Source organism: Halobacterium rubrum (genome assembly GCF_021729015.1).
GTDB lineage: Archaea > Halobacteriota > Halobacteria > Halobacteriales > Halobacteriaceae > Halobacterium > Halobacterium rubrum.
Genome location: NZ_JAJQQZ010000002.1, coordinates 709519 through 723140, shown reverse-complemented (window position 1 = coordinate 723140; position 13622 = coordinate 709519). Strand labels below are relative to the sequence as shown.

The following is a 13622-nucleotide window of genomic DNA, read 5'->3' as shown; positions in this document are numbered from 1 at the left end:
AACCCCGCGGTTAGGCCCCGAGGTGCCACTCCCCGCGGCCCGTCGCCTCGGCGTACCGCCGGTCGGCACCGAGGAGTCCGTCGCGCTTCCAGTCGACGCTCGTCCGGTGGTCGTAGGCGAGGTTACCCTCGGTCTGCAGGCCCCCACAGCCGGTGAGCGCGGTCCGAGCCCGGTCGCTGTCCGGCGTCACCTCGACGCCGAACTGGCTGCGGACCGTGTCGGAGACGTTCGCCACCCGGACGCCGTCTTGGCTGTGTGGGTTCGGCCAGACCTCGTGGAGGCGCTGGTCGTCCGGCAGGTCGGTCTCCCGCAGTGCTTCCTCGACCGCGTACCCGTCGCTGGCTTCGGCGTGGAGTGTCGTCCGCAGGCGCACGTACTGATCGCCCTCCTGGCGGCTAACCGACGCCGTCGTCCGGGACGCGTACGCCTCCCCTGTCTCCAGGCGGCCGGCGACGTGGGTGGCGCCGGCGTGCGCGAACAGACTGTCCGACGAGTGCTCGGGGACGAACGTCCGGCAGTCGGGGACGCGCCCGCCGAGCGCCCACCCGAGGCCGTCCAGCACCGGGTCGTCCCAGCCGCCCTCGTCGACGAGCGTGTACGTGGCGACGGTGTCGCCCCGTGGCACCGCGACGACCGGGTCGACCGGTCGTGCCCGGACCGTCTCGGTGCCGAAGGTGTAGTCGTCGCCGACTCGCGAGAGCACGTCGACCAGTGCGTCCTGCGCGTCGTGGTCCGCGAACGCGACCGGCTTCCCGTCCCGGAACGCGCCGACTAGCGTCCGGCGGTCGGCGCTCCGCGTCGCGAGCACGACGTCCGCGTCCGCGACGCTGGCGACCGTCTCGGGTGGGTCCGGGAGGGCACCCGCGTCGCCCGCGAGGAACACCGCCTCGGTGTCGAGTTCGGCGCTCGGGTCGTCGGTCAGGCCGCTGTGCGTGTCGACGTCGGGCCGGCCGCTGCCACCGAGCCCGGAGCAGCCGGCGAGCCCAGTGACTCCGGCCACACCCGCGGCTGCGAGGAACTGTCGTCTGTTCGTGGAGGGCATCACCGTCTGCTGGCGTTCGACGCGACTAAAAGCCGGCGGCCGGGGCCGGCGTCACGCGTTCGCCCGCTCCGCGTCGTCGCCGTCCTCGAGCTGCCGGACGGTCAACACGGGCACCGGACACGTCCGTACGACGCGCTCCGCGACGCTCCCGATGAGGAAGCGGTTCTCCCCGTGGCGGCCCCGCGTCCCGGTCGCCACCACGTCGGCGTCCACGTCCCGGGCGTACTGGCTGATCTCGGCGGGCGGCCGCCCCTCCCGGACCGCGGTCGTCACGTCACCGTCGGCGGCGTCCGCCACCGCGCCGACGGCCGTCTCGCCACGGTCCTCCAGCGCGTCGTGCATCTCCTCGCGGACCGCCTCCGGCGCCGACTCCACCTCGCTCTCCTCGAGCACGTACAGCGCGTGGACGCTGGCGTCGAACCGGCTCGCGACGTCGAGGGCCACGTCCACGGCCCGCCCGACGCTCTCCGAGCCGTCGGTCGCGATGACCAACGTGTCTATCATGGCTTGGTCTTTCCGGCCGACCACCTTAAACCCACACGCGGAGCGTTTTAGTAGCCCGGCGGCGCACGCCAACGTATGCCCCTCACCGTCGACACCGTGCTCGTCCCCGTAGACGGCACGGACGCCTCGGCGACAGCCGCCGAGTACGCCGTCACGGTCGCCGACCGCTACGACGCAGACGCCCACGCGCTGTACGTCCTCGGGGAGACGGTGACGCGCGCCATCAAGACCGGCGACGTCGCCGAAGACGAGGTCGTCGAAGAGACCAACACCTTCCTCGGCGAGGTCGCCGACCTCGCGCCCGACGGCGTCACCGTCGAATCCTCGATCGCGTACGGCTTCTCGACGTCCCGAAAACTCCAGCACCCCGGCAGCGTCATCCTCGACGCCGCCGAGGACGTCGACGCCGACTTCCTCGTCGTCCCCCGCGAGGGGATGCGCGGCGACACCGGCGACGTCCTCGAGAAGGCCGCCGAGTACGTGCTCCTGTACGCCAGCCAGCCCGTCCTATCCGTCTAGTTCAGCCGGATCGCCATCTCCATCTCGAAGCTCTCGGCGGACGCCGTCTCGAAGCCGACCTTCTCGTAGAGCGCGACCGCCGGCCGGTTCCAGCGCTCCACGCTCAACCACACGAACTCCGCGCCCTCGGTCTGCGCGTGCCCGAGCAACGCCTCGATGACCTTCGTCCCGATGCCCGCGCCCTGGTAGGACTGGTGGACGAAGATGGCGAGCTCGTACGTCGACTCGTCGTCCGGCACGAGCGTCGCGTGGCCCGCCACCTCGTCGCCGTGCCACGCCACCACGTCGAAGCCGTCCTGTTCGAGGAGCGTGTCCAGCCAGTCCCGCACGCGGTCCTCGCCGACCGGCGGCACGCCCTGCGCGCGGTCCGCCGGGTCGAAGTCGTCGTACATCTCGACCAGCGCGTCGAACTCCGCACCACCGGCGCTCTCGCCGTCGAAGTCCCTGACCTCGATGTCGCGGCCCTCGCCGTCCGTGAACGACACCGGCGGCGCCGGGAACGCCGCCGCGACCTCGTCGGGGTAGACGCGCTCACCCGGCATCGTCACGCACCAGCTTCACCGACGTTCGCGCGTTCAACAGCACGAACTCGGCGATGTGACCGAGCTTGATCTTCCCCATCGGGCTGCGGTGGCCGCCGCCGAGCACGATCTGGTCGAAGCCCTCGGACTCCGCCAGCTCCACCAGCGCGCTGCCCGGGTCGCCCGACAGCTCCCGGACGTTCGCCGGCAGCCCCGCGTCCGTCAGCGCCGCCTCCGCCTCCGCGACCAGTCCGCCGGGGTCGCGGTCGCTCTCCGGGTTCTCCACCACCGCCACGGTCAACTCGTCCCCTGTCTCGACGGCCCGCTGGACGCTCTCCTCCAGGGCGTCCAGCGAGTCGTCTGCACCGCCGATACCCACCAGCACCTTCATGCCCGGACTGTCACCGTCGCCGGGCAAAAGCGTTCGCCCCGCGCCCGACCACCGGGCGGCCCCGACGTCGCCGGTCGCTGATTCCGTGACTCCTCCCGCTGGTGGAGTCTCCCTGCTCGCGGGTCGTTTCGCTCGCGGCTTCGCCGCTCGCTCAGGCCGTGCTCTCCCTGCGGTCGAGCACGCGGTCCCCGCTCGCTGATTCCGTGACTCCTCACTTCGTTCGGAGTCACGCCCGACACGCTTTTGCGCCAACCACAGCAAACGACGAGCAACATGCCAGACCAGCGGTCGTCCCCAGCCGACTGGGACGCCGAGCCAGCCGTCGAGCCGGTCGCTGAACGCGACGACACCAGCGGCGAAGCCGGGGGCGACGACGACGACGTGCCCGCGGACGTCCGCAAGTACGAGCGGTTCTCGAAGATGAACGGCGCGCAGTACGAGCGCGTCAACGAGTTCCTCCGCGAGCGCACGTACATCACCGCCCGCGAGTGGGCAATCGCGCGGCTGTGTGCGGACTTCCGCACGGAGACCGGCGTCGAGATGACGAAGATCGGCGAGAACCTCCCGGAGCTCGTGCCGTTCATGACGGACACGTACAGCCCGCAGGCGGTCAATCAGGCGCGAGCGTCCTTCGAGGAGAAGGTGGAGCTGGCGGGCGCGACCTTCCTCTACGGCGCGATGTGTGACTTCTTCACCGCCGACGAGCTCGACGACCTGATGTACGAGGTGACGGAGGTCGCGAAGTTCCTGCTGGAAGTCGAGGGCGTCGACCTCGCCGTCGAGGACGAACTCGAGGCCGAGGAACGAATCTCGTCGGTGATGCGGGACGTCCGGGCGGCCAGCGACGAACTCCGCCACGACGGCACGGAGTGCCCGAACTGCGGGCACACCATCGAGGGCGACGACTAGGCGCCGTCCCCGCGCTCGCTGTGGTCGGGGAGGAACAGGGACGGGTCCTCGTGGGTGAACGTCAGGACGCGGCGTTCGTTCAGCGGGCGGACGTGGATGCGCACCTCGTCCTCCTCGTAGATCATGTCCATGAACTCCTCGTTCTCGGGCGGACTGTAGTGCGCGGGCAGCAGCACCGCCGTCTCCGTCGCCGCGGACTCGAGGGCGACGACGAAGTAGACGGAGCCGTTGGTGTCGGCGCGGAACACCTGCGCGTCCTCGAAGCCGCCGGCGGCGTCGAACGCCTCCGCGACGGGGTCGAACTCGTTGTCGGGCGCGAGCAGGTCGATGCCGGTCCGGCCCTCGGCGTCCCGGTCAGCGAACAGGCCGACGTCCCCGGGGTGGACCTCGTGGGCGTCCCAGCCGCGCTCGCGGTACTCCTCGGCCGTCGCGGCCATGTCGGTCATCACTTGCTCCCAGTGGGAGGGGACCTCGTCGGCGCGCTCCTCCGGGTCGCCGACGGAATCGCCGTCGTTGGACATGGGTGTGCGAGGACAGCGCACGCGCAAAAGGCTTCCCTCTCGCTGGTTGGCGGAAGCTATTTGTCTCCGCTTCCCACAGTTGACGGCGAATGAGTGACCTCCTCTCCCTCTCGAATCTCCGCACGCAGTTCGACACCGACCGCGGTGCCGTGAAGGCCGTCGACGGCGTCGACCTCGACATCGAGGAGGGCGAGACCGTCGGACTGGTCGGCGAGAGCGGGTCCGGGAAGAGCGTCACCGCGCTGTCCGCGATGCAGCTCGTCGACGACCCCGGCGACGTGGTGGGCGGCGGCGTCACCGTCAACGACGCCGGGCTCGCCGCGAAACTCCTCGCGAACTACGACGGTGCGGCCGCCTCCTACCCCTTCGACCTCGTGGCCGCGTGCCGAGAGCTCGCGGGCGACCTCCGGGGGGACGCCGGCGTCGGGTCGACGCCGAGCGAACTCCGCGGCATCGCCGACGACCTCGACGCGACGGCCGACCCCGGCGGCCTCGCGGGCGACCTCCGCGAGTTCGCCGACCGCGTCGACGCCATCGCCGACGACACCACTGCGGAAGCGGACGGGGACGACGACGTGCTCCGGGCCGTCGGCCAGGACCTCGACGACGCCGTCCTCGACGCGCTGGACGGGTTCGTCTTCTTCTCCGGCATCTCGCTCGACCCCGAACCGGGCGCCGACGTCGACCCGTCGGCCGACCCCCTCGACGTGCTCCGGAGTCGCGAGGACGGCGCCGACCATGTCCGCGTCGCGGACGCACGCGTCGACCTCACCGCCGCCCCCGAGAACGCGATGCGGGACGTCCGCGGCGGCGAGATGAGCATGATCTTCCAGGACCCGATGACGTCGCTGAACCCCGCACTCACCATCGGCGAGCAGGTCGCCGAGAGCCTCCGCCTCCACCGCTACGGGAAGAAGCGTTCGGACTCCTGGCTGAACGGCGTCCGGGAGGCGCTCTCCCGGGGGGACACCGACGAGCGCGTCGTCGAGGACACCGTCGAGATTCTGGACGCGGTCGGCATCCCGGAGCCGGAGGCCCGCCTCGACGAGTACCCCCACGAGTTCTCCGGCGGGATGCGCCAGCGCGTGCTCATCGCCATCGCGCTGGCCTGCCGGCCCCAGTTGCTCATCGCCGACGAGCCGACGACGGCACTCGACGTCACCATCCAGGCCCAGATTCTGGACCTCATCAACGACCTCCAGGACGAGTTCGGGATGTCGGTGCTGTTCATCACCCACGACCTCGGCGTGGTCGCGGAGACCTGCGACCGCGTCGCCGTGATGTACGCCGGCGAGATCGTCGAGGAGGGGCCGGTCGACGACATCTTCCACAACCCCAGCCACCCGTACACGTACGCGCTGCTGGAGTCCATCCCGCGGGAGGACACCGAGCGCCTCCACCCCATCGGGGGGAACGTCCCGGACCTCATCGACCTGCCCGACGGCTGCCACTTCGCCGACCGGTGTCCGTGGGCGGTCGACGAGTGCGTCGAGGGCGAGATCCCCTACCTCGACCACGGCCCAGAGGACGTCGACCACCGCTCGAAGTGCATCATGGAGGACTTCGACACCACGGAGTACGCCGCCGAGGCCGAGGGAGTCAGGGCGGAGTCCGAGACGTTCACGGGCGACCCCATCGTGGAGGTCGACGGCCTCCGGAAGTACTTCTCGCGGGCCGACGGCTGGCTGGACAAGTGGCTCGCCGACGAGCCCCAGACCGTGAAGGCCGTCGACGGCGTCGACCTCGAGATCTACGAGGGTGAGACGCTCGGGCTGGTCGGGGAGTCCGGCTGCGGGAAGTCGACGACGGGGCGGTCGATTCTCCGGCTGCTGGAGCCGACCGACGGCAAGGTGGTGTTCGCCGGTGACGACATCTCGGCACTCGGTGACGACGCGCTGCGCGCGAAGCGCACGGACATGCAGATGATCTTCCAGGACCCGCTGTCGTCGCTGGACCCCCGCCAGACCGTCGGGAAGACGATTCTGGAGCCGCTCCAGATCCACGACCTCCCGGAGGACACCGGCGAGAAGTCCACCCGGCAGGCGCGCCGGGACCGGGTCGTCGAGCTGATGGAGGCCGTCGGCCTCGAACCCGGCCAGTTCGACCGCTATCCCCACGAGCTCTCCGGTGGGCAGCGCCAGCGCGTCGGCATCGCCCGCGCGCTCGCCGTCGACCCGGACTTCATCGTCGCCGACGAGCCCGTGAGCGCGCTGGACGTGTCGGTGCAGGCCCAGATTCTGAACCTCCTCGAGGACCTCCAGGACGAGTTCGACCTCACCTACCTGTTCATCGCCCACGACCTCTCGGTCGTCCGCCACATCTGCGACCGGGTGGCCGTGATGTACCTCGGGAAGGTCGTCGAGACCGCGCCGACGAACCAGCTGTTCGCCGACCCGAAACACCCCTACACGGAGGCGTTGCTGTCCTCGATTCCGGAGCCCGACCCGCGGGTCGGCGACGAGGGCCGCATCATCCTCGAGGGCGACGTCCCCAGCCCCATCGACCCGCCGTCGGGCTGCCGGTTCCGCACGCGGTGCCCGTCGGTCATCCCGCCCGAGGACGTGGACATCGACCAGGAGGCATTCCGGGCGGTCATGGACTTCCGGGAGGCCGTGGAGAACCGCGAGATTCCCCTCGACGCCGTCTGGACGGACGCCGCCGAGGCGACGGCGGCATCCGGCGAGCCCGCGGACGTGCCGGCTGACGGCGGCCGGGACGCCGACCGGGCGGCGTTCGTCGACGCGCTCTGGGAGCGCGAGTTCGACACCGAGCCGACCGGCGACGCCCGGTCCGTCGTGGAGCAGTCGTTCGACGCGCTGGCCACCGAGGACTGGGACGAGGCCGCGGCGGTGCTCCGCGACACCTTCGACAGCCCCTGCGAGCGCGAGGAGCCGCCGCTGGCGGGCGACGAGCAGCCGGTGGCCTGTCACCTCTACGACGCGGACGGCGACGACCGCGCAGCCTGACTGCGGGCCGCTCGCTTCCGGCGATTCTTGCCGGCCCGGTGTGGTTGTTCGGCCCCCCGTCTCGCCGGCCTGTCAGGAACCCGCCCCGGCTCCGTCCAGCGGTAGTTCCGCTGTACTCCGGTTCTCCTACCGGTACGTTTAAGTTAACATTCGTGCCATACGGTGGTATGGCAGACGATAGCGTGAGCCGCCGCAGCTTCCTGAAAGCTGCTGGTGCCGCGACAGTCGCAGCGACATCGACAGCCGGTTGTACCGGACTCACCGGCGGCGGTGGCGGCGGGGGGACGCTCGTGTACTCCCGCGGCGACCACCCGCAGAACTACGACCCACAGCAGACCACCAGCGGGGAGGTCGCGAAGGTCACCAACCAGGTCTTCGACACCCTCATCGACTTCAAGCCCGGGAGCGGGGGCGAACTCACGGACGGCCTCGCCGACAACTGGGACCTCAACGGGACCACAGCGACCCTCACGCTCAAGGAGGGCATCGAGTTCCACAACGGCGAGGAAGTCACTGCACCCGACGTCAAGGCGACCGTCAACCGCTTCATCGACGACGGCTACGAGTACTTCCTCGGCAAGAACCGCTCGGGGTACTCCTCGGTCACGTTCGGTGACTGGGTCGACAGCATCGACGCCAGCAGCGACTACGAGGTCACCTTCGAACTCACCCAGCAGTACGCGCCGTTCCTCCGGAACCTCGCGATGTTCGCGGCCGCCATCCTCTCGAAGGCCCAGATCGAGGACAGCGGCTCGAACCCGGACGACCAGGCCGACCTCGGCACGGACCCGGTCGGCACCGGCCCGTTCCAGTTCGAGGAACTCGACAACGAGAACCAGCGCGTCCGGCTCTCCGCCTACGACGGCTTCTGGGGTGACGGCCCGAACGTCGACGAAGTCATCTTCAAGACCATCGGGTCGAACCAGACCCGCGCCCAGGACCTCATCAACGGCGACTCCAACATCACGGACAACCTCGACGCGCAGTCCATCCAGCAGGTCGACGACTCCGACACCGCGTCCGTCGTCCAGAAGAACGGCATCAACGTCGGGTACATGGCGTTCAACCACGCCCGCAAAGAGGAGTTCCGCGACCCACGGGTGAAGCGCGCCGTCACCCTCGCGGTCAACCGGTCGGCCATCGTCGACGACATCTATCAGGGCTTCGCTACGGAGGCCGACCAGCCGCTCCCGCCGGACGTGCTCGGGCACAACGAAGACCTCGAACCGTACCCCCACGACCCCGAGCAGGCCGAGTCGCTGCTCGAGGAGGCCGGCGCGACCGACCTCAGCTTCGAACTCGCGACGTTCTCCAACCCCCGCGGGTACAACCCGAGCCCCATCCAGACGGCGAACCAGATCGCGTCCGACCTCGACGCAATCGGCGTCGACGTCGAGATCAACCAGTTCTCGACGTTCGGCTCCTACATCGACTACACGTACGGCGGCCGCCACGACGCCTGCCTCCTCGGCTGGTACACCGACAACGCGGACCCGGACAACTTCATGTACGTGCTCCTCCACCCCGGCGTGGAGGCCTCGGAGCTCTCCGACGACCAGCGCCACATCTCCTTCGACGAGAAGGGCAACGCGTCGAACGTCTCGGCGTGGGTGAACAAGGACTACGTCGAGCTCGTCGACGAGGGCCAGACCACGTACGACGACGAGTCTCGGCGCGAAATCTACCTCGAGGCGTCCCAGATCGCCCACGACAACGCTCCGTGGATGTTCATCGACTACGCCGAGCTCATCCGTGGCGTCCACGAGTCGGTCAGCGAGGACTCCTACACGGTCAGCTCGGTCGGCGGTCCGTACCTCGAACTCGTCGAGATGAACTGACGGCGCAACGAAGAAAAGTTGAAACGCTCGGACCGTTCAGGTCCGAACACGACGCTCCACATTCATGGCCTCCAAGCGGTTCATCCTGAAACGGCTGTTGTTGCTCGTGCCGGTCCTGCTCGGCGTGGCGACGTTCGTCTTCGTCATTCTGCACCTCGCGTCCGGTGACCCGGCGCGCGTCATCCTCGGGCAGCGTGCGCCCCAGGAGCAGGTGATTCAGCTCCGGCAGGAGCTCGGCTTGAACGACCCGCTGTACATCCAGTACGGGCGGTTCCTCGTCGACGCCGCGCAGTTCGACTTCGGGGAGTCGTACGTCATCGCGCAGGGCAACAGCGTCCGCAGCGTGCTCGCCGACAAGATTCCGGTCACGCTCGAACTCGCGCTGTACGGCCAGGTCGTCGGCATCCTCCTGGGCATCCCGCTGGGCGTCATATCGGCGGTGAAACAGGACACGCTCACCGACCACCTCGGTCGGGTCGGCGCACTCTCGGGCATCTCCGTCCCCATCTACTGGTCGGGGCCGATGCTCATCCTCGCGTTCTCGACGTACCTCTCCATCTTCCCCGCGTCGGGCCGAATCGGGTCGACCATCTTCCTCGACAACCACTGGACGCTGCTCGGGATGCAGCTGCCGCTGACCGGCATGGTCACCGTCGACACCCTGCTGCTGGGCGAGTTCGGCGCGTGGACGTCCGCAGTCACGCACCTGTTCCTGCCGGCGATGACCATCGGCATCTACTCGATGGCGCTCATCTCCCGGATGATGCGGTCGTCGATGCTCGAAGTCGTGCGCCAGGACTACATGCGGACGGCGCGCGCGAAGGGCCAGGGCTCGAAGATCACCATCATGAAACACGGCTTCCGGAACGCCCTCATCCCGGTCATCACGGTCATCGGCATCCAGTTCGGGAGCCTGCTCGGCGGCGCCGTCCTCACGGAGACCGTCTTCGGCATCGGCGGCATCGGGACGATGCTGGTCAGCGCCATCCAGTCCAACGACTTCCCGCTCGTCCAGGGGACGGTGCTGACGTTCGCGTTGCTGTTCACGCTCGTGAACCTCCTGGTAGACATCACGTACAGCTACCTCGACCCCCGCATCCAGCAATAACACACAATGAGCACGGACACCGCAACCACCGACGCGACCGCACTGGAGGACCGCACGTTCCTCGACCGGCTGCGGTCCTCGCAGTTCCTCTCGGACCTGCTGTCGAACCGCCTCGCGCTCGTCGGACTGACCATCATCATCGGGATGGTGCTGATCGCGATCTTCGCCCGGTTCTCCTACGACCTCGGCGCGCTCCGCTCCTCGCAGCTCGGGACCGTCTCGGACCGTCTGGCACCCGGGTGGACGGGAACCGGCGCCGTCGACCAGCACATCTTCGGCACGGACGCGTCGGGTCGCGACATCTACAAGCGCACGCTGTACGGCGCGTGGATCGCCATCAAGTACGGCACCGTCACCGTCGCGGCGTCGACGTTCCTCGGCGTGGCGCTAGGCATCATCGCGGCGTACTACAGCGACCTGACGGACAACGTCATCATGCGGACGATGGACGTCCTGCTGGCGTTCCCGTCGCTGCTGCTGGCGCTGGCGCTGGTCGCCATCTTCGGCGCCGGCCTCTGGAAGGTCGTCATCGCACTGACGCTCGTGTACACGCCGCGGTTCGCGCGCGTCGTCAGGGGGGCGGCGCTGAAAGTGCTGGAGGACGAGTACATCGAGGCGACGGAAGCCCTGGGTGCGAAAGACCCCCGAGTGCTCGCGAGGCACGTCTTCCCGAACACGCTGGCGCCCGTGACCGTCCAGTCGACGCTGAACTACGGGCTGGCCATCATCGACTTCGCGGCGCTGTCGTTCCTCGGGTTCGGTGCGGCGCCCGGGATGCCGTCGTGGGGCCTGATGCTGTCCAACGGCGTGGCGAACGGCCTCCTGACGGGGAAGTGGTGGATGTCCCTGTTCCCGGGGCTGTTCCTCGCCGTGCTCGTGCTCGGGTTCAACCTCCTCGGGGACGGCATGCGTGACGCGCTCGACCCGCGGATGCGGGAGACGGTCGACTGAGATGTCGCAGGCGGGCGTCGAGGCGGCTGGCCGCGACTGGGGGCTCTTGGCGCGGACCGCCGGTTTCGGCGCCGCAGCGGCGTTCGCGCTGTTCTACGTGCTCCTTCTGGGGTTCGGCGCGCCGCCCAGGGCGGCCAGCGAGGTGGCGTTCCCGCTGGCCGCGCTCCCGTTCTCGGTGGGGCTGCTCGGGTGGTCGGGCGTGCTCCTCTCCGGCGACGCCGTCGAGGACTTCTCCGGGGAGATCGGCCTCTCGAAGGGGTGGACTGCGGAGAGCGGCCGGCAGGCGATGGCGCTGCTGATCGCGTTCGGGCTCGGCGGCATGGTCGGTGCCGCAGTCGCCGGCGCGCCCTACGGCGTCTGAACCGTTACTGGCGGACGTTCTGGCCGTCGAACTCGGTGATTGCGTCGCCGTCCCAGACGACCGTCCCCCGGACCATCGTCCACTCGGGGAACACCCCCTGTCTCCCCTCGAACGGCGTCCACTCGCAGTTCGAGTGCAGGTCGGCACCCCGAATCTCGCGAGCGTTCTCGGTGTCGACGAGCACGAGGTCGGCGTCCCGGCCGGCCTCGACGCGCCCCTTCTGCGGCAGCCCGAAGATGTCGGCGGGGTTCGCGGCCGTGACGTCCCGCACGCGTTCGTAGCTCAGGTCGCCCCGGCGCGCCGCGTCGAGCAACAGCGGGAGCGCGGTCTCGACGCCCGGGACACCCGAGGGCGCGTCCCAGATGCTGGCGTCTTTCTCCTCGCGGGTGTGGGGCGCGTGGTCGGTCGCGACCACGTCGATGTGGCCGTCGGCCAGCCGCTCGAACAGCGCTTCGCGGCGGTCCTCGCTGCGCAGCGGCGGATTCATGCGACCGAACGTCCCGAGGTCGTCGAGGTCCTCGCGCGAGAGGAAGAGGTGGTGGGGGGTCGCCTCGAAGGTGGCGTTACCAGCCCGCGCCGCGTCCACGCCTTCCGGCGTGGAGGTGTGGGCGACGTGGATGCTCGCGCCCGCCTCGCCCCCCACGTCGACGGCGCGTTCGACGGCCGCCTCCTCGGCCTCGGCCGTCCGGTACGCGCTCCACGCGTCGGCGTCGTCGCGGTCCTTCGCCGCGGAATCGAACAGGTCGGCGTCCTCGGCGTGGACGGTGACGACGACGTTCTCGTCGGCCGCCCGCCGGCAGGCGTCCCGGAACAGGTCGGCGTCGATGCCCATGTCGCCCGTGGAGTCCGCGAGGAACACCTCGCCGAGCGCGAACAGCGGCCGGTCGAACAGCGACGCGGGGTCCCAGTCGGCGGTCACGCCGCCGTTGACGCCCCAGTCCACGACGCTGTCGGCGGCGGCGTACGCTGCTTTCTCGTCGGCGGCGTCGCCGGTCACCGTCGGCGGGTCGGTGTTGGGCTGGTCGACGACGGTCGTCACGCCGCCGGCCGCCGCGCTCCGCGACCCGCTGGCCCACGTTTCCTTGTGCTCGAAGCCCGGCTGCCGGAAGTGCACGTGTGCGTCGACCATCCCCGGTAACAGTAGGCGCTCGTCGGCGTCCACGAACGTCTCGCCGTCGAGGGAGTCGCCGACTGCGTCGATGCGTTCGCCGTCCAGCCGGACGTCCCTGACGCGGCCGTCGGCCAGTGTCGCGTCCCGGATGACTCGCATACTACCGAGTCGCTGTGGGTCGGCCTAAGTGCTGTGGACCTGCTCCACGTCGGCGTCCGCGGCGCCGACCAGTGCGGCCTCCAGTTCGTCACGGACGGCGCTGGGGTCGCCGCCCGCCGCTGCAACGCTCCCCACCGACTCGGGGTCGAACGGCGCACCGAGCTCGGGGTAGACGTCGTCGAGGACGCCGGCTATCGCGTCGCGGTCGTCGACGACGAGCACGCCAGAGGTGAGCGCTGCGCCCTTCGTGACGCGCTGGGCGACACCCGCGAGCTTCCCGCAGTCCGCCCGCACCGAGTGGTCGCCCGGACAGAACGAATCGGGGGGCTCGCCCTCGCGGGCGTCCGCCACGCCGACGGCCCGGAGGGCGTCGACGACGTCCGCGACCATCGCGTCGTAGCGCGCCTCGAGGCCCGTCCGGATGTCCTCGGTGGGCGTGAGTCGCGCGAACGCCAGCGTCGTGTCCGTGTACGCGACCGCGCGGCCGCCGACGCGGCGCTCGACGGTCGGGAACCCGTGGTGGCGGGCCGCCCGGACGGCGTCGTCGTAGCCGTCCTCGTTCGTGTCCCGGCGGCCGAACGCGACCACGCGGCCCGGCGCCCAGACGCGGACGGCCGGCTCTTCGTGGTCGCTGACCCAGTCCAGCAGGTCGCGGATGACGGCGCGGTCGGCGTCCCGGTCGTCGGCTCGGCCCCGTACGACTCGCATACTACGCCCCTGG

14 protein-coding genes are annotated in these 13622 nt (G+C 69.9%); 7 read left to right on the top strand and 7 right to left on the bottom strand.

All coding sequences use genetic code 11. The features are described 5' to 3' along the window. Nucleotides 1-10: 10 nt before the first annotated feature. Both LT971_RS11225 and LT971_RS11220 read right to left on the bottom strand, forming a co-directional pair. A complete protein-coding gene (locus LT971_RS11225; protein WP_237007012.1) occupies nt 11-1042 on the bottom strand; it encodes a hypothetical protein in 1032 nt (343 codons plus the stop codon). A 51-nt stretch (nt 1043-1093) separates the two neighbouring features. After that, entirely contained in the window at nt 1094-1546 is a 453-nt protein-coding gene (locus tag LT971_RS11220) for a universal stress protein (RefSeq protein ID WP_237007011.1), read from the bottom strand. A gap of 75 nt (nt 1547-1621) precedes the next feature. On the opposite strand from LT971_RS11220, the gene LT971_RS11215 reads away from it, so the two are divergent. Beyond that, entirely contained in the window at nt 1622-2065 is a 444-nt protein-coding gene (locus tag LT971_RS11215; RefSeq protein WP_237007010.1) for a universal stress protein, read from the top strand. On the opposite strand, the gene LT971_RS11210 is transcribed toward LT971_RS11215, so the two are convergent. Then, nucleotides 2062-2607, bottom strand: coding sequence for a GNAT family N-acetyltransferase (locus LT971_RS11210; protein ID WP_237007009.1), 546 nt, complete (start codon nt 2605-2607; stop codon nt 2062-2064). The genes LT971_RS11215 and LT971_RS11210 overlap by 4 nt on opposite strands. Continuing rightward, on the bottom strand, nt 2597-2977 hold the full coding sequence (locus LT971_RS11205) for a universal stress protein (RefSeq protein ID WP_237007008.1): 381 nt from the start codon (nt 2975-2977) through the stop codon (nt 2597-2599). The genes LT971_RS11210 and LT971_RS11205 overlap by 11 nt, the downstream gene beginning before the upstream one ends. A 273-nt stretch (nt 2978-3250) precedes the next feature. On the opposite strand from LT971_RS11205, the gene LT971_RS11200 reads away from it, so the two are divergent. After that, on the top strand, nt 3251-3886 hold the full coding sequence (locus LT971_RS11200) for a DUF5806 family protein (protein ID WP_237007007.1): 636 nt from the start codon (nt 3251-3253) through the stop codon (nt 3884-3886). Here LT971_RS11200 and LT971_RS11195 read toward each other — a convergent pair. Then, nucleotides 3883-4407: a DUF7529 family protein gene (locus LT971_RS11195; RefSeq protein WP_237007006.1), complete on the bottom strand. Its 525-nt coding sequence runs from the start codon at nt 4405-4407 to the stop codon at nt 3883-3885. The genes LT971_RS11200 and LT971_RS11195 overlap by 4 nt on opposite strands. An 89-nt stretch (nt 4408-4496) precedes the next feature. Between LT971_RS11195 and LT971_RS11190 the strand changes: the two genes are divergently transcribed. The 5 genes from LT971_RS11190 to LT971_RS11170 all read left to right on the top strand — a co-directional run bounded on the left by LT971_RS11190 (nt 4497) and on the right by LT971_RS11170 (nt 11631). Then, a complete protein-coding gene (locus LT971_RS11190) occupies nt 4497-7373 on the top strand; it encodes an ABC transporter ATP-binding protein (RefSeq protein WP_237007005.1) in 2877 nt (958 codons plus the stop codon). Between the two features lie 167 nt (nt 7374-7540). Beyond that, complete coding sequence (locus LT971_RS11185; protein WP_237007004.1) at nt 7541-9211, top strand: ABC transporter substrate-binding protein; 1671 nt, start codon at nt 7541-7543, stop codon at nt 9209-9211. A gap of 64 nt (nt 9212-9275) precedes the next feature. Further along, on the top strand, nt 9276-10319 hold the full coding sequence (locus LT971_RS11180) for an ABC transporter permease (RefSeq protein WP_237007003.1): 1044 nt from the start codon (nt 9276-9278) through the stop codon (nt 10317-10319). A 6-nt stretch (nt 10320-10325) separates the two neighbouring features. Continuing rightward, nucleotides 10326-11270 carry an ABC transporter permease gene (locus LT971_RS11175; protein WP_237007002.1) on the top strand — a complete coding sequence of 315 codons (945 nt, stop codon included), beginning with the start codon at nt 10326-10328 and terminating at the stop codon, nt 11268-11270. 1 nt (nt 11271) lies between these two features. After that, nucleotides 11272-11631 (top strand): DUF7268 family protein, encoded by a 360-nt coding sequence (locus LT971_RS11170; protein WP_237007001.1) that lies wholly within the window; start codon nt 11272-11274, stop codon nt 11629-11631. A gap of 4 nt (nt 11632-11635) precedes the next feature. Here LT971_RS11170 and LT971_RS11165 read toward each other — a convergent pair whose 3' ends face one another. Together LT971_RS11165 and LT971_RS11160 are read right to left on the bottom strand one after the other, a co-directional pair. Further along, a complete protein-coding gene (locus tag LT971_RS11165; RefSeq protein ID WP_237007000.1) occupies nt 11636-12901 on the bottom strand; it encodes a dihydroorotase in 1266 nt (421 codons plus the stop codon). A gap of 24 nt (nt 12902-12925) precedes the next feature. Beyond that, entirely contained in the window at nt 12926-13609 is a 684-nt protein-coding gene (locus LT971_RS11160; protein ID WP_237006999.1) for a lipoate--protein ligase family protein, read from the bottom strand. Nucleotides 13610-13622: the final 13 nt, after the last annotated feature.

Excerpts from the sequence above, each read along its gene's own strand:
- LT971_RS11225 (WP_237007012.1), bottom strand. The coding sequence starts at position 1,042 with ATGCCCTCCACGAACAGACGACAGTTCCTCGCAGCCGCGGGTGTGGCC.
- LT971_RS11220 (WP_237007011.1), bottom strand. The coding sequence starts at position 1,546 with ATGATAGACACGTTGGTCATCGCGACCGACGGCTCGGAGAGCGTCGGG.
- LT971_RS11215 (WP_237007010.1), top strand. The coding sequence starts at position 1,622 with ATGCCCCTCACCGTCGACACCGTGCTCGTCCCCGTAGACGGCACGGAC.
- LT971_RS11210 (WP_237007009.1), bottom strand. The coding sequence starts at position 2,607 with ATGCCGGGTGAGCGCGTCTACCCCGACGAGGTCGCGGCGGCGTTCCCG.
- LT971_RS11205 (WP_237007008.1), bottom strand. The coding sequence starts at position 2,977 with ATGAAGGTGCTGGTGGGTATCGGCGGTGCAGACGACTCGCTGGACGCC.
- LT971_RS11200 (WP_237007007.1), top strand. The coding sequence starts at position 3,251 with ATGCCAGACCAGCGGTCGTCCCCAGCCGACTGGGACGCCGAGCCAGCC.
- LT971_RS11195 (WP_237007006.1), bottom strand. The coding sequence starts at position 4,407 with ATGTCCAACGACGGCGATTCCGTCGGCGACCCGGAGGAGCGCGCCGAC.
- LT971_RS11190 (WP_237007005.1), top strand. The coding sequence starts at position 4,497 with ATGAGTGACCTCCTCTCCCTCTCGAATCTCCGCACGCAGTTCGACACC.
- LT971_RS11185 (WP_237007004.1), top strand. The coding sequence starts at position 7,541 with ATGGCAGACGATAGCGTGAGCCGCCGCAGCTTCCTGAAAGCTGCTGGT.
- LT971_RS11180 (WP_237007003.1), top strand. The coding sequence starts at position 9,276 with ATGGCCTCCAAGCGGTTCATCCTGAAACGGCTGTTGTTGCTCGTGCCG.
- LT971_RS11175 (WP_237007002.1), top strand. The coding sequence starts at position 10,326 with ATGAGCACGGACACCGCAACCACCGACGCGACCGCACTGGAGGACCGC.
- LT971_RS11170 (WP_237007001.1), top strand. The coding sequence starts at position 11,272 with ATGTCGCAGGCGGGCGTCGAGGCGGCTGGCCGCGACTGGGGGCTCTTG.
- LT971_RS11165 (WP_237007000.1), bottom strand. The coding sequence starts at position 12,901 with ATGCGAGTCATCCGGGACGCGACACTGGCCGACGGCCGCGTCAGGGAC.
- LT971_RS11160 (WP_237006999.1), bottom strand. The coding sequence starts at position 13,609 with ATGCGAGTCGTACGGGGCCGAGCCGACGACCGGGACGCCGACCGCGCC.